The 25,824-nt window shown below is 40.6% G+C and carries 19 protein-coding genes; 14 read left to right on the forward strand and 5 right to left on the reverse strand.

Annotation, left to right across the window (positions count from 1 at the left end):
• Nucleotides 1-11: 11 nt before the first annotated feature.
• Nucleotides 12-431, reverse strand: coding sequence for an adenylyltransferase/cytidyltransferase family protein (locus tag MSHOH_RS06650; RefSeq protein ID WP_048138327.1), 420 nt, complete (start codon nucleotides 429-431; stop codon nucleotides 12-14).
• A 365-nt stretch (nucleotides 432-796) separates the two neighbouring features.
• Between MSHOH_RS06650 and MSHOH_RS06655 the strand changes: the two genes are divergently transcribed.
• The 3 genes from MSHOH_RS06655 to MSHOH_RS06665 all read left to right on the forward strand — a co-directional run bounded on the left by MSHOH_RS06655 (nucleotide 797) and on the right by MSHOH_RS06665 (nucleotide 4,174).
• Nucleotides 797-2,299 carry an L-aspartate semialdehyde sulfurtransferase gene (locus tag MSHOH_RS06655; protein WP_048138329.1) on the forward strand — a complete coding sequence of 501 codons (1,503 nt, stop codon included), beginning with the start codon at nucleotides 797-799 and terminating at the stop codon, nucleotides 2,297-2,299.
• A 2-nt stretch (nucleotides 2,300-2,301) separates the two neighbouring features.
• Nucleotides 2,302-2,688 (forward strand): 4Fe-4S binding protein, encoded by a 387-nt coding sequence (locus MSHOH_RS06660; RefSeq protein WP_048138331.1) that lies wholly within the window; start codon nucleotides 2,302-2,304, stop codon nucleotides 2,686-2,688.
• Nucleotides 2,689-3,361: 673 nt separating this feature from the next.
• Nucleotides 3,362-4,174, forward strand: a complete 813-nt coding sequence (locus tag MSHOH_RS06665) for a DUF166 domain-containing protein (protein WP_048138333.1) — start codon at nucleotides 3,362-3,364, stop codon at nucleotides 4,172-4,174.
• Between the two features lie 73 nt (nucleotides 4,175-4,247).
• Here the strand turns inward: MSHOH_RS06665 and MSHOH_RS06670 are convergent, their stop codons facing one another.
• Nucleotides 4,248-4,973, reverse strand: a complete 726-nt coding sequence (locus MSHOH_RS06670) for an AIM24 family protein (RefSeq protein ID WP_048138335.1) — start codon at nucleotides 4,971-4,973, stop codon at nucleotides 4,248-4,250.
• A 222-nt stretch (nucleotides 4,974-5,195) separates the two neighbouring features.
• On the opposite strand from MSHOH_RS06670, the gene MSHOH_RS06675 reads away from it, so the two are divergent.
• Nucleotides 5,196-5,558, forward strand: a complete 363-nt coding sequence (locus tag MSHOH_RS06675) for an Mth938-like domain-containing protein (protein WP_048138337.1) — start codon at nucleotides 5,196-5,198, stop codon at nucleotides 5,556-5,558.
• 221 nt (nucleotides 5,559-5,779) lie between these two features.
• On the opposite strand, the gene MSHOH_RS06680 is transcribed toward MSHOH_RS06675, so the two are convergent.
• Nucleotides 5,780-6,637, reverse strand: coding sequence for a mechanosensitive ion channel family protein (locus tag MSHOH_RS06680; protein WP_048138339.1), 858 nt, complete (start codon nucleotides 6,635-6,637; stop codon nucleotides 5,780-5,782).
• Nucleotides 6,638-8,242: 1,605 nt separating this feature from the next.
• Here MSHOH_RS06680 and MSHOH_RS22015 point away from each other — a divergent pair.
• The 9 genes from MSHOH_RS22015 to MSHOH_RS22650 all read left to right on the forward strand — a co-directional run bounded on the left by MSHOH_RS22015 (nucleotide 8,243) and on the right by MSHOH_RS22650 (nucleotide 22,158).
• Entirely contained in the window at nucleotides 8,243-11,203 is a 2,961-nt protein-coding gene (locus MSHOH_RS22015) for a PGF-pre-PGF domain-containing protein (protein WP_162197612.1), read from the forward strand.
• 488 nt (nucleotides 11,204-11,691) lie between these two features.
• Nucleotides 11,692-12,969: a coiled-coil domain-containing protein gene (locus MSHOH_RS06695; RefSeq protein WP_048138342.1), complete on the forward strand. Its 1,278-nt coding sequence runs from the start codon at nucleotides 11,692-11,694 to the stop codon at nucleotides 12,967-12,969.
• A gap of 395 nt (nucleotides 12,970-13,364) precedes the next feature.
• Complete coding sequence (locus MSHOH_RS06700; protein ID WP_239451255.1) at nucleotides 13,365-15,347, forward strand: S8 family peptidase; 1,983 nt, start codon at nucleotides 13,365-13,367, stop codon at nucleotides 15,345-15,347.
• A gap of 71 nt (nucleotides 15,348-15,418) precedes the next feature.
• Nucleotides 15,419-16,582: an RNA-guided endonuclease InsQ/TnpB family protein gene (locus MSHOH_RS06705; protein WP_048138345.1), complete on the forward strand. Its 1,164-nt coding sequence runs from the start codon at nucleotides 15,419-15,421 to the stop codon at nucleotides 16,580-16,582.
• A gap of 31 nt (nucleotides 16,583-16,613) precedes the next feature.
• Complete coding sequence (locus MSHOH_RS06710) at nucleotides 16,614-17,003, forward strand: NosD domain-containing protein (protein WP_048138347.1); 390 nt, start codon at nucleotides 16,614-16,616, stop codon at nucleotides 17,001-17,003.
• A gap of 190 nt (nucleotides 17,004-17,193) precedes the next feature.
• Entirely contained in the window at nucleotides 17,194-17,931 is a 738-nt protein-coding gene (gene alaXM / locus MSHOH_RS06715; protein WP_048138349.1) for an alanyl-tRNA editing protein AlaXM, read from the forward strand.
• A gap of 281 nt (nucleotides 17,932-18,212) precedes the next feature.
• Nucleotides 18,213-21,260, forward strand: coding sequence for a hybrid sensor histidine kinase/response regulator (locus tag MSHOH_RS22020; RefSeq protein ID WP_052730747.1), 3,048 nt, complete (start codon nucleotides 18,213-18,215; stop codon nucleotides 21,258-21,260).
• Between the two features lie 43 nt (nucleotides 21,261-21,303).
• Entirely contained in the window at nucleotides 21,304-21,681 is a 378-nt protein-coding gene (locus MSHOH_RS06725) for a response regulator (RefSeq protein WP_048143253.1), read from the forward strand.
• Nucleotides 21,682-21,981: 300 nt separating this feature from the next.
• On the forward strand, nucleotides 21,982-22,158 hold the full coding sequence (locus MSHOH_RS22650; RefSeq protein WP_158024067.1) for a PLDc N-terminal domain-containing protein: 177 nt from the start codon (nucleotides 21,982-21,984) through the stop codon (nucleotides 22,156-22,158).
• 138 nt (nucleotides 22,159-22,296) lie between these two features.
• Here the strand turns inward: MSHOH_RS22650 and MSHOH_RS06730 are convergent, their stop codons facing one another.
• A complete protein-coding gene (locus MSHOH_RS06730; protein WP_048138351.1) occupies nucleotides 22,297-22,668 on the reverse strand; it encodes a VOC family protein in 372 nt (123 codons plus the stop codon).
• Nucleotides 22,669-22,998: 330 nt separating this feature from the next.
• Here MSHOH_RS06730 and MSHOH_RS06735 point away from each other — a divergent pair, with 330 nt between their 5' ends.
• On the forward strand, nucleotides 22,999-23,670 hold the full coding sequence (locus tag MSHOH_RS06735) for a diacylglycerol/polyprenol kinase family protein (RefSeq protein WP_048138353.1): 672 nt from the start codon (nucleotides 22,999-23,001) through the stop codon (nucleotides 23,668-23,670).
• 556 nt (nucleotides 23,671-24,226) lie between these two features.
• Here MSHOH_RS06735 and MSHOH_RS06740 read toward each other — a convergent pair.
• Nucleotides 24,227-25,267, reverse strand: a complete 1,041-nt coding sequence (locus MSHOH_RS06740) for a calcium/sodium antiporter (RefSeq protein WP_048138356.1) — start codon at nucleotides 25,265-25,267, stop codon at nucleotides 24,227-24,229.
• Nucleotides 25,268-25,824 lie beyond the last annotated feature (557 nt).

Genomic DNA, 25,824 nt, shown 5'->3' on the forward strand with positions numbered 1-25,824 from the left:
TAAGGGTAAGTTTACCCATACCGTTTAAGGGCCTCTTTTATAATCGCACCGGTACTGCAGAGAGGGCATTTCTTTGAAAGGGGGATCCTCACTACTTTTGCATGAAGCTCTCTTTTAGTAAGTTCTTTTTCCAGAAGCTCAATATCAAAATGCTGGTCATAGCCGAGAGCAATGATATCCGGCCTGATCTCTTTCAGGGGTTCGAACATGTCCTTTTCACTGCCAAGAATGGCTTTGTCTACCGTTCCAAGTGCATCTACCATCTCAAGTCTCTGCTCCTCGGGCACTACTGGCTTTGGCTTATGAGTCACATTGGAATCCCTGGCAACAATGACAAATAGTTCATCACCAAGAGCCCGAGCCTGAGTCAGAAAATAAACATGTCCCGGATGGAGAATATCAAAAGTCCCGGTAGCAAGTACACGCGTCAATTAATCACCTGGTCTCGGGTAATATCCTGCAAGCATAAGAAACTTACTGAAAATAGACTCATTCCCTGATCCCTAAGAATTCAATGTTATGCAATCTGTATATGGTGTGAACGGTTATTGATTATTCCAGAAATAACCTTTATGTTAATGAATTTTTGATTATCGCAAGTAATATATATGGCTCATAAATATGACTATAGATTATTGAAATGGAACCTTTACAGCAGTAATCTGAAGCCAAATAATGTAAGGCCAGAACTTTTTAACTCTCTAAGAGTGGCTGTTACCCCAGGGATTATCACAAGTAATATATAATTCTGGCAAAAATTACCATCTAGATAAGTTTATAAAAAGAGGAAACCCGTATGGTTGAAAAATCGGTTCATGAGATTAATAAAAAAATTGAAGATGGGAGTGTCAATGTAGTCACAGCCGAGGAAATGGTTGGTATTGTTGAAAACCTCGGCGTAGAAGGTGCTGCAAGAGAAGTGGATGTGGTTACTACAGGTACATTCGGAGCCATGTGCTCATCAGGTTTGATGCTTAATCTGGGTCATTCGGAACCACCAATCAAAATTCAGAAAGTCTGGTTCAATAATGTTGAGGCATACAGCGGAATTGCAGCTGTTGATGCTTATCTTGGAGCTGCTCAGATATCTAACACGCGCGGGATTCAGTACGGTGGGGCACATGTTATTGAAGACCTGCTCAGGGGAAAAGAAATTAATGTGCATGCAACTTCTTACGGGACTGACTGCTACCCAAGGAAAGTGCTTGATACGACAATTACTCTTGATGACCTGAACGAAGCAGTTCTTCTCAACCCCAGGAACGCCTACCAGATATATAATGCTGCAACAAACAGCTCCAAAAGGATTCTCAATACTTACATGGGCGAGCTTCTGCCCAACTTCGGGAATATCACTTACTCCGGCGCAGGAGTGCTTTCTCCCCTGTCAAATGACCCTACCTATGAAACCATAGGGACGGGCACAAGGATTTTTATCGGCGGAGCCCAGGGCTATGTTATAGGGAACGGAACCCAGCACTCCCCTTCGAGCGGGTTTGGGACCCTTATGCTTAAAGGAAACTTAAAAGAGATGAGCCCCGAGTATTTAAGAGCCGCCTCTTTTACAGGTTACGGGACAACTCTGTACATGGGAATTGGAATTCCTATCCCTATTCTTAATGAAAAGATCGCAGCCGCAACTGCAGTACGTGACGAGGATATCACTACCAATGTACTTGATTATGCAGTGGGCAGCAGGGATAAGCCTGTGGTCAGGATGGTAAACTATGCCGAACTCAGGTCAGGCTCTGTGCAGATTGAAGGAAAGGATATTCCAACATCTTCCCTTTCAAGCTTCAAGAATGCAAGAAAGATTGCAAATGAGCTCAAGGAATGGGTAAAGCACGGGACATTCTTTGTCAGCACGCCTGTGGAAAGACTTTGCTGCGAAGGATCGGCAAAACCCATGAAGCAGACTCAGGCAGTGCCTCTTGTAAAAGATGTTATGTCCGATTTCATTGTCACCATCAAAAAGGACCAGACTGTTCAGGATGCTGCAAAGAAGATCTGGGAGAATTCTTTCAACCACCTTGCAGTAGTTTCGGATACCGGTGAACTGGTAGGAATCCTGACTGCCTGGGACATTTCAAAAGCCGTTGCGGAAAATATTTTCGATTCCGTAGAAAGCGTCATGACGAAAAAAGTGCTTACATGTGCTCCGAACGAACCTGTAGACCTTGCAGCCCGCAGGCTGGACCGTTACGGCGTTTCGGCAATGCCGGTAATCGATACTCAGAGAAGAGTACTTGGAATTATCACAAGCGACAATATAAGCAAGCTCCTTGCAAGGAGGTACTGAGCATGAAAATAAAGATCTGCATCCCTACAGAAAGGATACATAACCCCATTATCTCCGAGTCTATTATCGAAACCGGAATCCTGCTTAATATTATGGTCGCAAACATCGACTCGACTTACGGAGAACTGATTGCAGACGTTAAAGATTCCAGATTCGACAAAATTAAAAACGCTCTCGAGTCAAGAGGAGCAATAGTTGCAATTCTGGATCGGCCCATTCACAGGGATGAGGAAGAATGTGTTGAATGCGGGGCCTGTATTTCTGTCTGCCCTATGAATGTTTACGCTTTTGATGAGAACTGGAGTCTCTGCGTGGATGAAAAGAAATGCATCCAGTGCGGCATGTGTATCAAGATGTGCCCGCACGGGGCTTTAAAACTGGGAGAATGAAAAAACCGAGGTTCGGTTTTTTTCTTCCTTTTTACTCTTCCTCTCCATCTTTTTCCCTTTTTTATCCCAAATCATCCTTTACTGACTTTTTGGTGGTCTTCGATTAATTGTTAACCGACTTCGGGGTTCCTGAGAAAATCTTTCAGTTCTATCTCCCTGCGCCTCAATGGGCCTGGCCGGACTATAAGTTAAATAAATGCTTTCTTTTATCCCGGAGATATATTTAATTCAAATAAATCTGTAATGCCTCCACCAGTATGTCCTTCTTATCTTTCCCTTATCCGACCTTTTTTTACTTTTCCTATTTTCCTACCCTTTTTTTTACTTTTTTTCCCTATTTTTTAACCTTTTAATCTGATATAGGGGGTTCATAAGAGAGTATAGATGTAGATACCGATATCTATTCTGAAACCCCTATTATTTATAGATTGAAACAAATAATTACAATGTAGAGTAAGATGATGACAGCCAAAAAGTCATCCACTGTCAGAAGAATATGCTGTTTGAATCATCTTCTGTCAGAACTGCACTTTAAAAACATATCAACAACTCCCGCAAAACAGACTTCCTCTCTGCATTTTTTCCATTATAAGAGATGAAGCAAGCGGAGTATTTTTACAAAAAAACCAGTTTACAAAGTAGTTCTGGAATTCTTGAAAAAGGGGAGTAAAATATGAGAATCCTTGTACTTTATTCAGGCGAACTCGGAAGAAAGGTTATTCAGAATCTGATAAATTCATCAAATTTCTGCGTATCTTGCGGTGAGCTCTGCAACCACTGCCGTCAGGCAAGAAAATCTTATGCAAACCTGATTGTGGGGATTCATGAGTTTCAGGACGATCTGCCGCCATTTATTGAGGAACCCTCTCAGTTCATGCCTCCAAAGCTTCCGGAATGTGATCTGATCCTTGCTATAGGCATTCACCCTGATCTCCTTGCAGCCGTTCCCGAAGTAGTGCAGAAGACCGGAGCAAAAGCCGTAATCGCCCCTGCTGAGGATTCAAAGAAAACTCCTGCTGGGGTCCTTGAGCAGCTCAGAAAAGAACTTGAAGCCACAGGTGTCGAGTTTGAGGCTCCAAAACCCTTCTGTGCCCTTGAAAAAACCGGAAAGCCGGTAATAGACGCTTTCGTGGATCTCGGCTTTGGAAAGCCGGTTCTCAGGATCGAGATGAGTCCCGATGGGAAGATGTTCACAGGAGCAGGCGTGCTCAGGGATGCCCCCTGCGGCTCAACCTGGTTTGTCGCAAAAAAACTCAGCTGGACCGACCTTCAGGGATACAAAGAAACCATCTCAGGCGCTCACCATTCTTATCCCTGCACAGGGAGCATGGATAAAGACCCGCAGATCGGAGATACTATCCTGCACAAGGCCGGATATATCATAAGGGAAGCTGTGGAAGACGGAATGGAGTGTGCAAAAAAAGAAAAAGTCAGGTTTTCGGCAACTTGCAGCGATGAAGTTGAAGCCCTCGCTTTTGAAAACTGAATGGAAAAGGAAATGAAGGCACAACTTTTCCGTGCCCCTTCTTCTTTTATCTGATAAAAAAGCCCTTACCAGGTTAAGTATAAACATTTACATTCGAAACTACTTTTTCGAGCTGTGCATGAGAGTAAATCTCTTCACCGGGCTCTACTACTACAAATCCTTCTCCTCTGAAAACCATCTGGACGGATTCTCCAGTGCTTCTTCCAGCGCTAGTTTTCAGGGAGATGTCACTTTTTATTTCCGGCTCAAGGTTTCCTGCCCAGGCAACTGTAGAGCTCGGGTAAGTAAAGACCGGACGCTCTCTGGTTACCCTTAAAGTCAAAGGCTCATGGTGAGTGGTAATTGCAATTGTGCCAGTTCCTTCCAGTTTTACATTGTAAATCTCGTTTTCCACCACTCCTGAGAGTTTTCTCATCATCTTGATATCCCAGGTAATGGAGTCTTCAATGGCAAGGATATCATTGAAGTTTACGCAGATAGAGTCTTTTTCAAGTTTTAGAACGGAGACCTTCTTTCCTTCGTCAGCAAGGTAGAGTTTTCCTATTCCTTCTACTTTTATAAGGCTGACCCCTTCTCCTGCCAGGGATATCTTTACGCATTTTCCAAGTCCGTGTTCGAGAGCCCCTTCTCGTGTAAACCTTATATTCCCTGTGTACGCTATCATGGAGCCCATTTTGGTCCATACTGCACCTCTGAGATTCACTCTCAGCAGATGTTCCCGTTCAAGTTCAAAGATTCCCTGTCCAGGGGCTCTTTCTCCTGTTTTTCGGATAAAATCTTCTAAAGAGTAGCTTCCCATCTTTTCTCCACCTCTGGGTACAACTTTATTTTTCAAAATTGTCTAACTAATTAATTGTTTTCAATAAATATAAATAAGTACCTATACTTCTTCTAATAATTATGACCAGAATAGTGATCTTAGTTTATATGCCCTGAGCAAGCTTCCTGTTATTTATATGAAGCACACAAAACAATTGTAAAAATAATTTTCGTCTTCAGTTTTAATTTCGAGAGGTAGACTATGAAACCAAAGATCGATTCCACAAGTTTTGGTTCAATCATCGTAGAAGGAGAGACTTTTGATTACGATATTCTTATTCGCCTTGACGGCAGGATAGAAAAACGGGAAAAAATGCTCTCAAAAGAAAAATACGGGACTTCCCATAAAATCTCTCTTGAAGAAGCAGAGCATATTTATGAGGAAGGAACACAAAAAATCATAATAGGAACCGGGCAGACAGGTTTCGTGGAACTCTCCGAGGAAGCTGAAGATTTTTTCAGGGGAAAAAGATGTGGAATCGAATTATTTCCTACCCCCTGGGCAATTGAGCGATGGAATGAAATCGAAGGCAAGGTTTCTGCAATGTTTCATGTAACCTGCTAAAAACAAAATAGATCTGTTAGAAACAGAACAAATAATTGACTGGAATTTGTTGATCCTCTGGCTCTTTCATACAGGAATTGGCAGTCAATTTTAAGAAACCGGGCAGAACTGTCTGAATTTTTGATATGACAGCTCTGCTTGTGTTTTGAGGTTAACGCAGTAACTGTGCTTTTTCTGTTATTATCCGGTTATTTTTGTTTCGCTCTCTTATTCAAACACTATCAGTCCAAATTTATTATTCCAACGCCTTTTTGAATTTCCTTTGCTTCCCTTTTTATCTCCTTTACATGTATATCCATCTGCGGGAACGGAATTTCAATTCCTTCTTTTCTGTAAGCTTCAAAGATCCCGGCAGTAAGTGAATTCTTTACACCCATAAAATCTCCGGTCTTTGTCCAGGCCCTGAGCTGCAAATTTACGGAAGAACTCGCAAGTTCGGTTGTGACCACTGCAGGTTCGGGTTCCTGGAGTATAAGAGGGTGCCCTTTCATAAGATCAAGGGCTATTTTGATAGCTTTTTCGATATCTGAAGAATAGCTGATGCCCACATCCACGGAAGCCCGTCTCGTAGGCATGCGGGTCATATTGACAATCGAACTTCCCCAGACAAGCTTATTCGGGATTGTTATAAGCTGGTTGTCAGGGGTCAGAAGTTCCGTTGACATAATCCCTACTGACTTTACTTTTCCTGTCTGTCCGTTTACAACTACTATTTCTTCCCTGTCAATGGGTCTGATTGCAGCAACCCATATTCCGGCTGTTATATTCGTAAAGGTATCCTGCATACCAAGTCCCAGGACCAGGCCTATTATCGCAGAAAGGCCCACTATAAAACTGTCCACATCAAAGTTCAGGCTTTTCAAAAATACCAGGACAACTATAATATACAGAAGAATTCTCAGGAAATTTGCCAGAAACTGAGTCGTAAGCTCAGGCAGTCTTGTTTTCTGTACCCCTTTCCTGAAAAAATAAACAAAAAATTTTACTGAAACAAACCCTGCAATCAGTACTGCTATTGCGAAAATCAATCTGGACAGGGTTATACCGGTATATGGAATTACATTAAACCATAAGGACATGTATACTGTTTATCGTTCTTTAACTCTATAAAGGTTTATATTAAACCCTTATTTGCTGCTAAAAAAACGCTAATTGTAAAACTCAAAAAAGATAAGAACTGTATTGTCCAACAATTTTTAACAGCAATCGGATTCTACAAAATAGAGTCTCTTCCTATCTGGACAGTACATATCAAGCTCAAGCTGAATCCTCTTAATAAGTTCCCTACAGCAAGCTCCTGTAATCCCGTAATTCTCCTTCAGAATCCTGGCTAGGACACATTTTGCCTCAATCCCATCATGAATGATCCTGTGCAGCCTCTGTAAAACACCCCTTACCAGTTCTTCTCAGTAAGTATCAGTCACTTCAACATTCTCAACCGCATACCTACAAACCTCCTTCTCTCCTTCAAAATTCAAATATTTTAGAGCGTGCAACCTTATTTTATGGTAAACATCAGTACTACAAGCTGGACAATGTGCTATAAACATTTTTAACCCTATAGAATTTAAAAATAAAAACATTCATAAATTCTATAAGTAATAGACACACTAGCTGAAAGTAATAAGTACAAGTTCGGTATATTGACCAGCTTCAGTTATATAGAAGGCGAAAGGAGAATTTTTTTGAAGCTGGCCAATATAAAAGAAGAAATTACTTATTAAAAATCTTTTTGTATTATAGTGGAAATTAACAAATAACAAGTTTTATAAAGACTTGGAAAAACGGAAAAACGGGACTCCCAATTGATTAACCCCATAAATTTAGATTAAAAACCCTTTTATACTCTCAATTTCCAGATTTAGCATAATTTTCTTTTTTAAAATTATTTCTGAATGAGCTGATATAGATGAAAATCCGGCTAGCTGGATCTTATCCTCTTTCTCTTCCTTCCATTTTCCCTTTTCCCGATCCCTGCCTCCTTTATTCTAAGTTTAGGATCAGCTCTTGAATAGATTGAAGTCTATTTACTCATTCGTTTTCCGCATATTGCATGCGAATTATATTGGATTTCTATATCGCCAATCTTTGAGTCCTGTTAATTTTCATATCCACTATTAAGAATTTTACTTGACAACTTCTAAATAATGTTTTTAAGTGAAAATATAGTTGAAAATATATGTGTGTATTAAAGGAAACAAAGATGCGATTACGTGACTGCAAAAATCATTAGAAAGGACATTTTAATGTCATGACTGAGGAAAATGTTACAGAAACTATATCTGATTTTAAACTCCAAATATTATTTATCGTTTTTGAGTATTTATAAAGACACTTACTGATTACGTGATAATTTATTAAGAGATTTTCCTAAATCTGAGAAATACTATCCAAGACTAAAAAGAGATTCAATAGTTTTCTAAATTATTGGCTTAGAATAATTTTATTTCGTAGTCTTGGTACTCTATCCACCTAGACGATTCTATTACTTTTTTCCTTCAAAACATAATAGCCGTATGTAAGAAATTTCTGAAAATATCAAAATAAAAAGAAAAAGATTTAAATTGTTTATACATTATTTGAATATATTAATTATATTTTTTTAAATGGAATAAGGGAAGAGGATAAAAATTAACAAAAAACGATACTCAATAGTTTTAGTATCAATAGCTATGATACTGTTTTTGAATCTCACTTTACCTGCCACATCGGTAGCCACTGCGAGTAGTTCGCCAGTAATCACTGAGACTCAGATCACTCACAGCGGAACAGCAAATGGTCCTGCAATTTATGGCAATAAGATAGTGTGGTCCGACTGGCGCAAGGGACAGAATAATAATGACATCTACATGTATGACCTCTCAACTTCCAGGGAAACGCAGATGTCTAACAGCGGCTCGGCAACGGGTCCTGCGGTATATAACAACAGGATAGTGTGGATGGTTTCTTCCGGTACACAGCACAATACTGATATTTACATGTATGATCTCTCAAATTCTAAGGAAACTCAGATTTCACACAGCGGGTATGCATCTATTCCAAGCATCTATGACAACAGGATAGTGTGGATGGATAATAGTAATGCAAAGTTAGATATCTACATGCACGATCTCTCAACCTCCAGAGAAACTCAGATTACCCACAGCGGATCAGCAGATAGTCCTGCTTTTTATGGAAACAAAGCAGTGTTTGTGGATTATCACGAAGGAGTGACTACTCCTAATATCTATATGTATGACCTCTCAACTTCGGAAGAGACTCAGATTTCCCACAGTGGGAAAGCGGCCAATCCTGCAATTTATGGAAACAAGATAGTATGGCAGGATAACCGCAACGGAAACCCGGATATTTACATGTATGATCTCGCTACTTCGAAGGAAACTAGGATAACTACCAATGAATCATATCAAGGGAGCCCTGCTATCTACGGTGACAGGATAGTATGGCAGGATAACCGCAACGGAAACCCGGATATCTACATGTATGATCTTTCAACTTCCAAGGAAACGCAGGTTACAACTGATAGCTCAGAGCAGTATTTTCCCTATATCTACGGTAACAGGATAGTATGGCGAGACCATCGTAACGGAAACGACGATATATATATGGCCGCTATTTCGGAAGAAGAAACGAAACCTAACTTACCTGTTGCAGATGTCCCGTATGCATATATCGCAAACGACATCGAAAGAACTGTTTCTGTAATTGACACATTTACAAACACCATTATAGCTACGGTGAATGTCGGGTTCGGTTCAATGGGAGTAACATTCAGCCCGGATGGAAAAAGGGTTTATGTGGCCAATGCAGGGGATAATACTATTTCCATAATAGACACGGCAAGCAACACTGTTACAGACACGGTGAAGATCAGGGGAGGTCCCAATGGAATTGCAATCACTCCAGATGGTACAAAGTTATATGCGGTAACCGGCTCGACCCCTGGTAATGTCTATGTGATTGACACGGACAAAAAAACTGTTATAGCCACAATAAATGGATTAAACGCTTCCCATAGAATTGCAATTACCCCCGATGGAACAAAAGCATATGTAGCTAACTCCGGAAGCGACAACGTTTTAATAATTGACACAGCTACCAACACCATCACAACCACAGTAGATGTTGGGGTTACTCCTTTAGGAATTACAGTCAGTCCTGATGGAACAAAGGTGTATGTGGCGAACTACGGCATCAACACTATATCTGTAATTGATACTGAAACAAACACTGTTACAGCGACTGTGAATGTAGGAGCAGGACCAGGGGATATCTCTGTCAGCCCTAATGGTGAAAAAGTTTATGTAGCCAATTCTGGTGGTGATACTGTTTCTATAATTAACACAAATTCAAATGCCGTTGTATCCATCGTGGAGGTCGGAGAAAACCCTGTTGGAGTCGGTCTCACTCCTGATGGAAAAAAGGCATACATCATGAACCATGTAAGTGACGACATCTCAGTAATTGACACTGAAACAAATACTGTTATAACCACGGTGAATGCAGGAATGAATCCGGCTTCCAGTGGAAAGTTTATAGGTTACATCCAGGTACCATACCTCATAATTCCTGCTGCAAACTTTAGCGCCAATGTTACCAGTGGTGATGCTCCTCTTGCAGTCCAGTTTACAGACCTTTCTCAGTATTCAACAGGAAGAACCTGGGACTTCAATAATGACTGGCAGGGTGACTCCAGTGAGGTATCTCCTACGTATGTGTTTACAAACCCAGGGACATACAATGTTAACCTGATAGCGAGCAACGAAAATGGAACCGATAAAAAAACTGTTACAATAACTGTGAAGGAAAATAGTAATAATAGCGAAAACAGCAGTAATGAGAACAACTCCAACGAACCTTCGGACTCGTCCACTTCTTCTGATTCTGGTAGTTCCTCCGGTTCCAGTAGTTCCAGTGATTCTTCCGGTTCTTCGGACTCTTCCAGTTCATCAGGCGGGTCTCACAGCTCTGGTGGCAGCCATCATAGTTCCGGGAGCTCAGGTGGCGGAACCGGCGGATCTCCGGAACCCCAAAAGAATGTAGAGTTCAAAGACACAACTAAAGTGTTCATTCCAAACGGAAAACAGGTTCATTTCAACTTTACAAACGATGTAACTGTGGTTGAATCTATTAGCTTTGAATCCAAGAAAACCATGGGAAAGACTACAGCTATTGTAGAGAACCTGAAAAACAAGTCTTCTCTCGTTACAGGTCTTCCTGAAGGAACTATGTATAAGTCCTTCAATGTGTGGGTAGGAAATGCTGGATACGGAGAATCGGATAAAATCCAGAATGCAACAGTGGCCTTCAAAGTAGAAAAGTCTTGGCTTGATGAAAACAATATTGATCAGTCTTCCGTTAATCTATATAAGCATGATGAAGATGGTAAAGAATGGATTGAACTTACTCCAATCGTAACAGGTGAAGATGACAATTACCTGCATTTTACAGCAGGAACTTCTGGCTTTTCTTCATTCGTTATAGCGGGAGATACAGAAGGTTCCGCTTTAACTTCAGAGCCTGTTGAAGAATCTGTCGCAACTGAAGTCAGAAGTGCTGGTAATGCTACAGCTACAGGGATTCTCGAAAATTATAGATTAATGGATAGTATCTTAGAGATTATAAACAAATTCCTGGGAAGATAATCTTCCCTTTATTTTTGATGGAATATGTTTTTGTGAAACCGTACTCTTATTGTATATTACCTGCCCTATGATTCAAAATATACGGAATCATCTGTTCAATTATTCCACTACTTGTTCCGCCGTCCATTTTTTACCTCCTACTTTCTATCTTATAGCTCTTTTACCTCGGTTGCAGAAAAAATAAATAGGATTTCTTATTCCCCTGTCCAGTGCATTTTGTTCTTGATCAGGAACAGATTTAAGGAACATAATTACATAGAGCAAACTTTAACATATACAGGGACTAAAGAAATGTGCCTCGAATAATCTCACCAAAGTATCAACTCCACTAAATTATTTACTTTATTAATATTAATTATCTCAGGTATGTAAACCTTATCGAGTTAGAAATATCATAAAATTATTAGTCTGTAGATTTACTGGCTTAGTGGCTCAGTATCAATGGCTCAATATATTTGTTACCTCATGAAACTCAGGAGAGGCCTAAATTGAAGTGGATCAAAAAGCTCTTTGGAAAACAAGAAAGCACGCACGAGACAACTACTTCCAGTGAAATCGATTTTGCTGAACTGCCCGCATGGCTGGAGGTAAATTCTCAAAAAATATCTTCTGAGATAGAAAAAGATGTATCGGGCCTTTTCAAAGAGCTTGAGGCTTCGATTTCCGAACTTAAAGAAAGCAATGCCAGGCTTCTGGAAGCAAAAGTTGAGGGAAATTTTGATATCAGGGCTGTAAAACGAGCAAAAAGTAACCGCGAAAACGTAACAAAGCAGGTAGGGGTATTCATAGATAAACTCGAAGTTCCGGAAAACATGGACTTTGGGGCGCTTAAAGGGTTTCATGAGGCAGCTATGCAGAACCTGAACACCTGCCTTGAAAATATGGACCGAAGCTTCCGGTACACCAGAGCTGTCTTTCCTCAGGAGTCAAAAGATGTTACTGAAAGCCTTGGCAGGCTAGGCCAGGTCCTCAACGAGCTCGGAAAAACGGTTCTGGGCCATAATCAGGAAATGGAAGCCATTAAGGTAATTTCTAAATATTTAAAAGAGATTCGGGAACTATTTGCCTCAATAGAGGCTGAAAACCGTGAACTCGAATCTAAAAACCAGAAAATTCAGGCTTTAAGAGACGAAGCTGCCAGAATCGGTAAAACTCTAGAAGAGTTCAAACAGGGAGAAACCTGGCAAAAACTGCAAGGTCTTCAGGAAGAATTAGCTCTGGCCGGGGACAGACTCAAAAAAGCTGAAACAGGCCTGAATTCCCTTATCCTGCCTTTTTCAGGCAACCTCTCAAGAATAAAGAAACTTCATGAAAGCGGCAAATATACTTTAAAGCCAGAGGTAAAGCGGCAGCTTGACATCTGCCTTGAAACCCCGGCAAATCTTGACCCTTCCTTTTTCCCTGAGCTCCAGAAGGTTCTCGAAGATCCTGCTCTTGATATACAAATCCAAAAGAAAGAGAAATCCCTGGCACAGATCCGGTCTGCAGTTTCGGGCTTTGAGGAGAAGAAAAGAGAGTATATTGAAGCCCGGAAGGCATTTAAAGCCAAAAAATCCGAACTTGCAGGCTCGGATACCGGAGAACTTGCCGGACTCGAACATAAAGAAACGGAACTTCTCACAAGAATCCGTCTGCTTGAAGAAGAGATCGAAAGTTCCGAAAAGAAACTGGTTGCCTTAAAAGAAGAGCTCAAAGCAGGAGAAGAAAAACTTCAAGCCAGTGTTTCCGTAATTGACAGCAATGTGAAAATTCTGTTCCTGCCTTGATATTTCAGATATCCGTGCCTGATGAAGCTGTAACCGGACTTCCTGCCAGGAAGAACCCAAACTTAAAGATGTATAGGATAACCTGAACACATGAAAAGGCACCAAAAAAGAGTAAAACTATTTGGAAAATTATAGTAGTTTCCTGCGGTTTAGCCTTAACAGTTTATCTTATCAGTTTTTAACAGTTTATCTTATCAGTTCTTAACAATTTATCTTATCAATCTATCTTATTAGTTTATAATTTATCAGTTCTTTAATTTTAGTCTGGGAATTTAATTTCATGGGGGACCGAGAGCTTTTTTCAGATTGTTATCTGTTACATACCTGTTACCTGTGCGTTTTGGGTAACTGCTGGAAGCTTTTCGGGAATTTAAAAAACTAATTCACTGGTCACTATGGATAAAATATTGTTTCGTTTACTTGTTAATGTCCTTCTGTTCTCTGTTCTTCTGTCAGGAGCCCTGATTTCCTGTTTTTCAGATGTGCAAAAGGCTTCTGCAGCTGAACTAGTTCCGGCTGGAAACGAGAGTAGAAACAGCAGTATTTCCCTGACAGATACCGGGAAGGAAATTAATTCCTCCGAAGAGTCTTTAAGCCCTGATCAGAAAAAGCTTTCGAAGGATTTGCTGCAGCTCTATGACGAACGCTACCTGTCAGAAGAAGAGTCTTCAGAGACTCTGCGAGCTCGTATGATAAAACTTGGGCAGTTAAGTCAAATAGACCCCGTTTTAAGAAGGACATCCCATTCAGCAGAAAAATACCAGAGGGATTCAGCGGATCTGGAGTACAGTGCCAGCAAGTCCTCTTTCTCTTCGGCTGAAAAGGTTTATGTGTATATTTATCTGGAGCCTTATGCAAACAGCAGCATACTTGACGGATATTGTGAGGTTGAGGAAAGAGATGAAGAAAACCATCTCGCTGTGGCATGGGTGCCGCTCGAATCTCTTGAGATTCTTGCTTCTCTTCCTGAAGTAAGGAGTATTCAAACGGTTCTTCCTCCTTTTGTCAGGCAGGGAAACACGGTTTCAGAGGGAGATCTGATTCTTAAATCTTCCAGCCTCAGGGAGTTTTATGGTGTAAACGGGACCGGTATAAAAATCGGAATTATATCTGATGGTGTAGACAGCCTGGAGGATGCACAGGCTACGGGTGATGTTCCTTCCGATGTGCATATACTGAGCAATAAGATCGGGGGAAATGAAGGCACGATTATGCTTGAAATCGCCCATGATATAGCGCCCGGAGCAAAGCTGTATTTTCATGACTGCGGATCCAGCAGGCTTGAGTTCAACAGGGCAGTCGATGCCCTTGTTAACGAAGGCTGCACTGTCATTTGCGATGATATAGGCTGGCCTTCCGAACCTTTCTTTGAAGACGGGATAGTAGCAGACCACGTAAAAAAGGTCATAAAAGAGCATGACCTTCTTTATATAAGCTCTGCGGGAAACTCAGGAGACTGCCACTACCAGGGTCTTTTCTATGACAATGGGAGTGGATGGCACGACTTCAGCAGTGGGCAGGGAGAGACAGAGAACCTGCAACTCGAAATCCAGCCTTCGGGCGAGGTATGGGTTTTTCTCCAGTGGAACGACAAATGGGAACACTCGGGAAATAACTATGACCTTTACCTTAAAAATAGAGAAACTTCGGAGACCATCGCATCCAGTGAGGTCTATCAGGACGGAGACGACCTTCCTCTTGAGTACATAACGTATGTCAATAACGGAGAAAACACTCTCCACGCTTCTATAGAAGTCAAAAGGACCTCAGGGGAAGCAAGAGAACTCGAGCTTTACATCTACTACTGGCCTGGAGTAACAGTTAACCCTGAAAATATCGTTGCCGAAGACTCGATTTTCGGACACCCTGCCCTTCCTGAAGTAGTAACCGTCGGAGCAGTCAGGACTGGAGAATCCGGGGGTTATGAGATCGAGTCTTTTTCTTCTATTGGCCCAGTTACGATTTCCTACCCTTCCCCGGAAGTTCGTCAGAAAGCTGACCTTTCAGGGCTTGACGGCGTAAGTATCACAGGTAAGGGCGGGATTTCTGAGCAATTTTACGGTACGAGTGCCTCTTCCCCTCATGTTGCAGCTATTTCGGCTCTTGTCTGGAGTGCTTTTCCGGAAAAATCAGCTATGGATATAAGGCGGCTGCTTTATACTTCTTCAACAGACCTCGGTGATCCCGGATATGATACCATTTTCGGATACGGGCTTGTGGATGCTCTCAGGATGTACGAACAGGCATCAGGAACTCCTTCTATTTTGATTGTGAATACTGACGGAAGCGGGGATTTCTCTTCAGTCTCGGAGGAGATAAACAACAGTAGGCCAGGAGATTCCATTCTTGTATATCGGGAACATACAGGGAAAATATAGTCGTGTTCAATCCCTGCAATAGTACAATTCACACGCAAACTGTAAATACTTTCGTGTGAATGTAATATACTATGGAATCCACTAAAACAATACAACTAAAAATTATAGATGTTGATAATGACTTAGTGGAAACCATGCAGAAATATTCTGAAGGAATGAACTATGTTTCAGAAGTAGTCTTTCAGAATGGAAAAGTAATTCCTGCAAGAAAATTACAGAGAATTGTATATGGTTATCTGAGAGAAAAACTAGGATTAAAATCTCAGGTAAGTTGTAACATCCCTAGACAAGTTGCAGGATCTTATAAAACTCTTTCTGATCAAATTAAATGTAAAAAATCAGAATGGCAGAAGTTAGTTTATACTCCGTCTTCCATGACTCTTTCTTATAAAAGAGATTATACAATAACGGAAGATTCAGTTAGCATAACTACATTTAGTTCAGGAAGGAAAACATACAAAATTCAGAACTATGATTATGCTCTGCAATATTTTAAAGAACCTTGGAAGTTTGCAGCTTCTAAAGTTGTAAAACATTATAACGGAGATTACTATTTCCATCTAACAGTTTCTCAGGAAATAGAAGAACCCGCGATAGAAAAAGCATCTACTTTTATGGGTGTAGATGTTGGAATTAACTATCTTGCTGTTGCTTCTACTACTGACAAAAAATGTAAGTTTTTTGCAGGTGGAGAAATAAAAAACAAGCGTAATATCTATTCTAAAATGAGAGCAAGGTTACAATCTAAGGGAACTTTATCAGCTAAAAGAGTGTTAAAACGCTTAGCAGGTAAAGAGCAACGTTTTATGAAAGATGTTAACCATTGCATCTCTAAAGCTATCGTTAAATTTGCAGTTCAGGAAAAGGTATCTGTAATTGGTCTTGAAGATCTAACCGACATTCGAGAGAATACTAATGGAAAACTCAGAAAGAAACAACGTTATTTACATAACAGTTGGGCTTTCAGACAATTACAGAGCTTCGTTGATTATAAAGCTAAACAAGTAGGGATTTTAGTTGAGTATGTTAATCCTGAATACACATCTCAAACTTGTAATAGATGTAACCACATCTCTAAAAATAATAGAAAAGGATTAAGATTCCACTGTGAAACTTGTGGGTTTGAGTTAAATGCAGATTTGAATAGTGCTCGCAACATAGAACATAGAACACGAGATTCCAGGTATATCTTAGAATCTCAGGGATGTTTGTCAACCATCCATACGGATACTTGATATCCAAGCCTCCTCCTTTAGGGGGAGGTAGTTGACTAACACTCTTACAGGAAATAATCTCTCAAACAATACGGAAGGTCTCAGGTTAACAGATTCTTCCCTGAACACAATCTTTGAAAACGAATTTGATAATAGCATCAATATCAATGAAAGTCTCAATGAAAATTTCAATCAAAATTCCTCAGGAGAAGCAGGACTTTCAAATAACTGGAACAGGGCTACAGAAGTATGTTATCTCTATAACGGCGGGATCTACAAGAGCCGATTTGGAAATTTTTACTCAGACTATGAGGGGTCGGATTCAGAAGGCAGAGGGATAGGAGATCTTCCTTATGGCAGTGACTCCTCCCCGCTTATTGCCAGATTAGCATCATACTTGTTTATATATCGAAAATTACCCTTTCCTGAAGTACACGGCTAATGTTCGGTTAAGTAGATATCAAATATAGACTGATATATCATCTGATAGTCAGTACATTAGTGAATAAGTGCTTATATTAATTGTATTCTCCAACGATTCTTTAAAGACTCCTTTAAAGCAAAATTTGGAAACTCTTTTAAAGGAATATCAATTTACCTGATAATATATTTTTGAGAAGAGAGGTTTGCCAATGACAGAAGTACTTTACTTTCTTGACTGTTATCTGAAAGAGTTCGAAGCAACCGTTGAAAAAGTGACGGAAGGCAAGTACGTTGTTCTTAACCGGACGGCTTTCTATCCCGAAAGCGGAGGTCAGCCCAGTGATACCGGAAAGTTGATTCGGGAGGAAGATGGGGCTGAGTTTGAGGTTATTTATGTCGGTAAGTTCAATGGGGACATAAGCCATGAGATCGCTCTTGCAGGTGAAACCGAATCCGAAGGCTTGAAAGTCGGAGATAAGGTAAAAGGGATTATCGACTGGGACTGCCGCTACAGGCACATGCGCATGCATACTGCAACCCATGTAATTGCAAACGTGATCGAAAAAGAAGCAGGAGCTCAGATTACCGGAAACCAGCTCGGGTTGGATCAGAGCAGGGTTGACTTCAGCCTTGAAGCATTTGATAGGGATAAATTTTCCGAGTATGAAAGAATAGCAAACGAAATAATAGCCGGGAACCATCCTGTAAACCTTTATCTTGTCAGCCGCGAGGAAGCTGAAGAAAAACTTTCAAGGCTCACCACACTCGCCAAAGGTTTCTCCGAAGAGATCACTGAAGTCCGCCTTGTTGAAATTGAAGGTGTGACAATTGAAGCCTGTGGAGGGACACACCTTAAAAATACGGGAGAGATAAAGGGAATAAAAATCGAGAAGCTCCAGAACAAAGGAAAAAGCAACAGGAGAATGTACTTTACGCTTCTGGACTGAAATAGCTGCGATAGGTATTTTCCTCGATAAGCAACCTTTCTCCATATATCTGCTTCATAGATTAGTTTCACTTTAATACAGAAAATTCTTGCCGGTTAAGACTTAAATCCTTTTCCTTTTATTTTTACGGCAGGTTCTTTTCAGTCCATCCTTTCATCCTTATATTTTTCATTTCGAGTTTCTGAAATCTACTCTTCAAACGAAAGGACTTTTTAAACTTCATTAATATTTACTCAAGTTTATATATCGAATGACCATATCTTTTTATACGGCAGGTTATTTTGAAAAATAACTATACAGGTTGTTGTGAGGGTGAGAATATTGGGGACATAAGTGAGAAAGAAAGAGCCGAAAAAGGAGAAACTGAGACTCGGCAAGAGTTTCACTTGGAGGAAAAGCTGTGCAGTCCTGATTGGACAGCCGATTCTTCAGTTACCGGCCTCATAACTATGGATTTTGATGGAAATTTGAGATATGTAAATCCTTTTTTTATCAGAATGTGGGGATACGGCAGAGCCGAAGAGCTTCTGGGCAGGCATATTTCTGAATTCTTGAATTCTTCAGCTGAACTTATGCAGGCCGAGAAGGAGTGCCTGGAAAAAGGGGAGTGGATTGGAGAGCTTCTGGCCAGAAAAAGTGATGGAAAGCTGTTTTATGCGCATGCTTCACTAAATCTTACAAAGAGCAGCGTGGGTCTTCCCATTGGGCTTACTGGCTCTTTTGTTGATATTACCCGGTTCAAGCAGGTAGAAGAGGAACTTAGGAACAGAACCCTCGAACTTTCTGAAGCTAAAGAACGTCTTGACATGGCACTCGAGGCTACGGGGATGGGAATATGGGACTGGGACGTTCTCAGTAACTCCATGACCTGGGATGACAACCTCTTTCGTCTGGTGGGTGTATCGAGGGAAGAATTCTTCCAGACCTATAGCAGTTTGCTCGAACTCTCCAGCAGGATCATGCCCTCTAATGATGAAAAACGGATGCTGGAGATGATACAGGAAATTGTAAATGGAAAGACCGACAACTATGAGTTTGAACATGATATAAGCAGGACTGATGGCGTTATTCGTCATTTTCTTGTTAAGGGGAGAGCTCACCGAAACCAGGAAGGTAAGCTTGTTCATGTTATAGGGACAACAACGGACGTTACGGACAAAAAAACTGCTGAAAATGCCCTGAAGAGAAGCGAATCCAATCTCGCGAGAGCTCAGACAATGGCCCGTCTGGGCAGTTATTCATGGGACGCACGGAACGGAGAAATTTTCTGGTCAGATGAACTGAAAACCATATGGGGTTATGATCCTGATAAAAGTTTTTCTCTCAATGAACTGATTTTCCGGATTCATCCTGAGGACAGGGAGCGCGTTCTGGAAGCACTGCGAAATACACTACAGGAGAAGCATCTTTTTAATTCTGAGTACCGCATTATCAGACCTGACGACTCGGTGCGTTATGTCCATGACCAGGGAGAAATCAGCCTTGACGAGAAAGGAACCCCTATCAGGATATTCGGGACAACTCAGGACATTACGGATAGAAAACTTATGGAGGAGCAGCTCCTTAAAGCAAAAGAGTTAGCAGAGACTGCAAACCGGGCAAAAGGAGAATTTCTGGCAAATGTTAGCCATGAAATACGCACTCCAATGAATGCGGTTCTGGGAATGCTGGAACTCCTGCTGGAAACTGACATTACCGACGAACAGAGAGAATATCTTCAGCTTGCCCACATTTCTGCGGAATCTTTGCTTTCTACAATTGACGATGTGCTTGATTTTTCAAAAATAGAACAGAATAAAATCGAGCTTGAACAGATAAATTTCGATCTTAAAAGCCTTATATTTCATATTATTAACCTGCTTTCCGGAAAGACAGGCTCAAACGGGTTAAAACTGGCTTATTGTGTTGAAGAGAGCCTGCCGTCCACCTTCTCAGGAGATCCTGTTCGTCTTAAACAGGTTCTGTTCAACCTTCTTGGTAACGCAATAAAGTTTACTAAAGAAGGAGAAATTGTCCTTTCAGTTGAAGCATACAGTCCATCTGATAGAAACTATGCGCTATCGAATTCCAGTGCCGGGGAAGAAATGGCACAACCTATCGGGGAAGAAGTGGCACTCCTTTTTAAAGTAAGGGATACAGGGATCGGAATTCCTCCTGAAAAGATTGATAAAATATTTGACGCTTTCACTCAGGTTGACGCCTCTGTCACAAGAAAGTACGGTGGAACCGGGCTTGGACTTGCAATTTCTTCCCAGCTTGTCGAGCTTATGGGCGGCAGGATCTGGGTAGAAAGCGAGGTAGGGAAAGGAAGCACTTTTTATTTCACTGTCAGGGTAAAGAGAGGACCGGATAAGGAGGACTGTGGGCAGGAAAGCAGGAATCTGGAAAGCTCGTTCAAATTTCAGGGAAGTAAAAGTATAGGTGGAAATGCGTTCGGAAGCATGATATCTTCTGGAAAGAGTCTGAGAATTCTTCTTGCCGAGGATCACCCGATAAACCAAAAATTAATTGTAAGTCTTCTTGAGAAAAAAGGGCATAGTCTTACCCTTGTTACTAATGGGAGGGATGCGCTTGATATCCTTTCCAGAAGGGATTTTGATGCAGTGCTGATGGATGTTCAGATGCCTGTCATGGACGGGCTTGAAACTACTCGAAGGATAAGGGATCCTTCTTCCGATGCAAGATGGCATGAAATTCCGATAATAGCCCTTACTGCCCGGGCTCTGAAAGAGGATAGAGAGAAATGTATTGAAGCAGGTATGAACGACTACATTTCGAAACCTCTGAAAAAGGAAAAACTTTTTACTGTCCTGGAGGGCATCAGGCCCAGGGAAGTTACTCAGGAAATATTAGCTTCAGGTGAGAAGTCCGACCCCTCTTACTCGCGTGGGAAAAAGATATCTATCTGTGGGGAAAAAGTATCTTCTAACATAGTGGAAAACTCCATTGACAGGGAAAGATTAACGTGCGGTTTTTCAGAAGATCAGATCTTTAACCTGGAAGAAGTGCTTGAAAGGACAGAGGGAGATGAATTACTCTTAAGGGAAATGGTCAGGCTTTTCCTTGATATATTTCCTGAGTTACTGGATTCTATGGGTAAAGCTATAGAAGCAGGAGAAACTGAGGAGCTCAGAGAAAGTGCTCACACTTTAAAAAGTGCAGCCGGAAGTATAGGAGCAAACAGGGTTTTCAGGGCTGCTAATGACCTTGAGAGGGCAGGAAGAGAAAACAAACCGGAGTTTGCTGTCAGGAAATTTGGAGAGCTTAAAGCCCGGCTTGAAGAGCTTGAGCCTGTTCTTATCAGGTATCTGGAAAACAAGACCAATTGACTTTGCTGATTTCAATATCCTGTTTTCAGCAGAAGGTGGGTTTTTGAAAGTTCTGATTGCTGAAGATGAACCTATCTCTAATTTATACCTTAAGAACACCCTGGTAAGGTGGGGTTACGAAGTAGTTTCAACTAAAAATGGAAGCGAAGCCTGGGAAGTTTTGAGAGGAAGTAACCCTCAGTGGATTGCAATTCTGGATTGGGAAATGCCTAAAATGAAAGGCATAGAGGTTTGTCAAAAAATAAGGGCGGATTCCAGGATAAGCACCGGCACTTATGTCATCCTCATTACCGGCAGGGATCTGGACGAAGATATTGAGATGGGTTTTAAGGCAGGCGCGGATGATTACCTTAAGAAACCTTTTAATAATCAGATATTGAAAGCAAAACTGGAAACTGCCAGAAGAGCTCTGAACCTCTAATCAATTTCTGCAATTTATTTTCTACTTAAGCATATCTGCTTTAGTTTCTTTTTTCTTTTTCTCCCTTCTTGAGATATATAATGATTTTTGAGTATGAATATCATTATTTATTATAATATATAATTCTCTTATTATGGATAAAAACGGCAATACAGGTAAAAACGGCAATACAGGTAAAAACGGCAATACAGATAAAAACGGTAGAGGAGAATGTTGCTCAAATCGGAGTATAGATTGCATTTGATAATATTTCTTCCGAGATCTCTTTTATAGGGGGAATAAAAGCTGGTATCTGATACATTGATTACGATATGGGTTGTCTCAGTAATTATCTCGCTTGCGGTGGTTCTTTATGATGTATTCACCCGGAACAGGAAGCTTACTCCTGTGATAATGGTTTTCTGGATACTTATTATTGTCCTGCTATCTATTTTTGGAGTAGTCCTTTACTATTTCCTGGGAAGAAAAAGGGTTTAAGATAACAGGAAGGGTCATATCCAGGAATTCAGAAGATTTTACCTTATTCATTAAATAGCTACCTCAGTTTTTTTAGTAAAGGGCTATATTCCTCTTTTTACTGAGATTCATGATAGCAAAACAGTTCTGTCTTTTCATTCATTCTGTCTTTTCCTCATCCTGCCAGAGCCCAAAGGTATTGCTTTCAGTGTCCATACAGATTGCAAGATACCCCCATCCAGAGACAGAGGTTTTTGGCATAAGCACTCTGCCTCCGAGTTTTTCTACCTTTTCGAGGTAATCGTCCACTGAAGGAACTCCGATATAATTCATTATTCTCTGGTCTGCACCTTGTCTTTTTCCGAGTCCTCCTCCAGGCCCGGATTCCCCTTTAAGTCCCTCAGTTTCTATCAGGTAGTAATCCATTGTTTCCAGAGGCTTCTCAAACTTCCAGCCAAATAGTCTGGAGTAAAAATTTTTTGCCCTCTCAGAATCATCTGCCGGAATATCAAAGTGAACTATTGTTGGCATTTTATCCCTCACTAGTACTGGATTTCGAAGTATTTAGTTCTTAAAGCTGTAGAAATAACCAGAAAATTAATGCATGAGTATCCTGCACGAGAGCACTTCAGGGAATATCAGTTTTATTGGTGAAATTAGCTGTATTGGTGAATAAGCCTAATTTGTATATTTATTCTGCATACATTTATTATATTCAACGAAATAATTCTCTTAATAAGCAGGAGTTAAGGCATCATCGGATTTATTCGATTATATTTCTTACTCTATTCCGCAAATCCGTTTAGGAATCATCCGGTTAATTGAGTGGACTTAAGCAGGTGCAACTCATGAAGTGATTCTATGGTAGACCTGAATCAGGAAGGAGCCAGATGTAAGTATCGCGACAAAAAGTCTTCTCTTAAGGGTGAGCTTGAACGCCAGCTAATACATCTTTTTACGGGACTCTTTTTTATCTTTTTCATTTATGCAACAGGGGATAAGGCATTGTGGATTCTGCTATTTCTGCTTGTTTTCTATCTGGCAATCTCTTATGTAATTGTAAAGGAAAAGCTTCCACCCTCACTTTCTGCTCTTCTGTGCAGATGGGGACGGCCTGGAAAGCAGAACATCCCTCTTAAAGGGACTATCCTGCTTGTTTGCGGAATAGTCGCTTCTCTGATTCTTTTCCCTGAAGAAATAGTGTATGCTTCGATTGCAGTGGTCGGTTTTGGAGACTCGGTAGCAACCATTACAGGTGTAACCGTAGGCAGGCATAAACTGCCTTATTCGGAGCAAAAAACCGTAGAAGGGACATTTGCCGGCATTGTGTCTGCTTTCCTTGCTTCGTTGTTTTTTGTGACTCCTGTTCAGGCTTTTGCCGGGTCAGCAGGAGGAATGTTACTGGAAAGCGCTGTGGATTTACAGACAATAAGGGAACTTAACTCTCAGGCAGCATTAAGGTTTTTTCTCAACGATAATTTCTTGATTCCTGTATTTTCCGGTTTACTTATGTTTATTGTCGGGCTTCTATAATTTTTAAAGTCTTTATCCTTTTATGCTCTTTTATGCTCAAGCTTTAAATTATATGAAATTCATATTTTTATTTATATATAATTTGTATATTTATAAATTATATATCTACAAACGGAGGTAAACAGGTGACGGGGATTATAAGATTTATTATCGGGCTAATAATCCTGATAATTCTGATTCAGCTACTGCTCAGGTTGCTTTAACTGGCAGGAAAAAGAACACTTCAAGCTATTTGTTGTTTATGTAAGGGAGTGGATAGGTAGCAGACTACCTGGCCGTTAGAAGGAAGCGGTCACGCTGCACTAATTATTCTAACTACTCTGATTCTAACTACTCTGAATCCTGACTATTCAGTCACAATACTCTGAGCTCTGACCAGCCAGTCACAGGTGTTTCTGAACTGGAGTTTAATCTAATAAAAAAGAAAAAGCTTCAGGAACACTCCAGTACAGGCAAAACGTGCTAATAAAAAAAATATGAGAAAGAAATAAAATAGCTTTGGGACTCCCGGATACACTTATCCGGAGACCTGTTACGATAATTTTCCGAATGCTTTTCAGCTCATCCTGAACAGGACTAGAAGAAAAGCTGCATAGAAAACCATCAATGCTACTCCTTCCCATCTTTTTATTTCCCAGCCTGTACTGATAAAGATAAGCAGGATCACGCTTATGAATATCATGACAGGAGTCGTAAAGAAGAGACTTATTTCCGCAATGGCTATAGGGTAGAGAAGCCCGGAAAGCCCGAGGATCATAAGTACGTTTGTGATATTTGAACCTATAATGTTACCAAGGGCAATGTTTCCGTAACCTTGCCTTGCTGCGGACACCGTTACAACAAGCTCAGGAAGGGAAGTCCCTACTGCGACCAGAGTCGTGCCAATGAGGGTATCAGGAACTCCCAGAAGCTCTGCAAAAAAGATTGACTCATCAACGAAATAGTTTGCCCCTATTATAATCGCTGCACAGCTTAATACAAGGGTAACTATATCTTTTGAAAAGCCTCCCTTAAGCCTGCCGTTTTCATTTTTTGAATCAGAGTTCCCGTTACGACCTGTACCATTAAGTTTTTGCCTTGCACTGTTGATGTACTGAAATTTGAAAAAGTATGTTATGAACTCTTTGAAATGGAGTTTTCCTTCGTATTTTTCTGCCTCTTCAAACAAAAAAAATGTGTAAGCGATATACAGCAGTACAAATAAACCGGATTCGATTATTGACAATTCACCATTGAGTGCAAAAACAAAAAAGAGCACAGCTGAAAAGAGCATGATATAGCCGTCTCTTTTGAGCATCTCAACTTCGGTTTTCATCGGAGAAAGAAATGCAGCAAACCCGACAATCAGACCTATGTTAACAATGTTCGAGCCTACTACATTTCCTACAACTATTCCACTTGCCTGCTGGACAGAAGCGGCTATGGAAGAAGCAAGTTCCGGGATGGATGTTCCTACTGCCACAAGAGTCAGCCCTATAACAAATTCTGACACGCCAAGCTTTTTTGCAATCGTTGATGCTGACTTGACGAAATAGTCTGACCCCTTGACCAGGAAGACCAGGCCAAGTAAAAGAATGAAAAAATTTGTTAAGACCATATAATAACATCTGGTTTGTTTTTCTTCTGTTAACTTTTCTGTTTACTCATTAGTGATTTGGACTTTAATTTGAAGAGCTTTTATTAAAGGTTTTCAGTTAAAAAAGAAAATTAAAATTTTTGCTTACTCAGGGAGCTGAGATTTTTTCAGTTACGGATGGAATGTTCCTGACGACCGTCACGTAGATATGGGATAGCAACCTTTCAGTCTGGGTAAAGGAGACAATGAATAAAACTTCGCATAAGTAAAGCGTCAGGTATATATCTCATAACTAAAATTCGATCACATATGGCTTTTTTTCTTCATGGCTTCAAAAACCTTGCTGCTTTCAAGGAAGCTTTTCTTCATAAGTTGTAAGTTTATTTCCTCAGGAAGTTTTTTTTCCGACTCAATAGCCTTCTTGAAGAGCCCTTTCTTTTATCCATCAGGATTTAGACTGGGCTCTATCCAGAGCTTAAAAGCAAATCCGAGTTATTTCATTACTTTTCGGATCTCCGGTAATGCCATCCCATCACTCTAATAATAAACAGAGAGCTCCCAGAACAAAATAGTCATCT

Source organism: Methanosarcina horonobensis HB-1 = JCM 15518 (assembly GCF_000970285.1).
GTDB lineage: Archaea > Halobacteriota > Methanosarcinia > Methanosarcinales > Methanosarcinaceae > Methanosarcina > Methanosarcina horonobensis.

Bases quoted from the DNA above. Each gene is read 5' to 3' on its own strand.
- MSHOH_RS06655 (WP_048138329.1), top strand. From the start codon at position 797: ATGGTTGAAAAATCGGTTCATGAGATTAATAAAAAAATTGAAGATGGG.
- MSHOH_RS06660 (WP_048138331.1), top strand. From the start codon at position 2,302: ATGAAAATAAAGATCTGCATCCCTACAGAAAGGATACATAACCCCATT.
- MSHOH_RS06665 (WP_048138333.1), top strand. From the start codon at position 3,362: ATGAGAATCCTTGTACTTTATTCAGGCGAACTCGGAAGAAAGGTTATT.
- MSHOH_RS06670 (WP_048138335.1), bottom strand. From the start codon at position 4,973: ATGGGAAGCTACTCTTTAGAAGATTTTATCCGAAAAACAGGAGAAAGA.
- MSHOH_RS06675 (WP_048138337.1), top strand. From the start codon at position 5,196: ATGAAACCAAAGATCGATTCCACAAGTTTTGGTTCAATCATCGTAGAA.
- MSHOH_RS06680 (WP_048138339.1), bottom strand. From the start codon at position 6,637: ATGTCCTTATGGTTTAATGTAATTCCATATACCGGTATAACCCTGTCC.
- MSHOH_RS06700 (WP_239451255.1), top strand. From the start codon at position 13,365: ATGGATAAAATATTGTTTCGTTTACTTGTTAATGTCCTTCTGTTCTCT.
- MSHOH_RS06705 (WP_048138345.1), top strand. From the start codon at position 15,419: ATGGAATCCACTAAAACAATACAACTAAAAATTATAGATGTTGATAAT.
- alaXM (WP_048138349.1), top strand. From the start codon at position 17,194: ATGACAGAAGTACTTTACTTTCTTGACTGTTATCTGAAAGAGTTCGAA.
- MSHOH_RS06730 (WP_048138351.1), bottom strand. From the start codon at position 22,668: ATGCCAACAATAGTTCACTTTGATATTCCGGCAGATGATTCTGAGAGG.
- MSHOH_RS06735 (WP_048138353.1), top strand. From the start codon at position 22,999: ATGGTAGACCTGAATCAGGAAGGAGCCAGATGTAAGTATCGCGACAAA.
- MSHOH_RS06740 (WP_048138356.1), bottom strand. From the start codon at position 25,267: ATGGTCTTAACAAATTTTTTCATTCTTTTACTTGGCCTGGTCTTCCTG.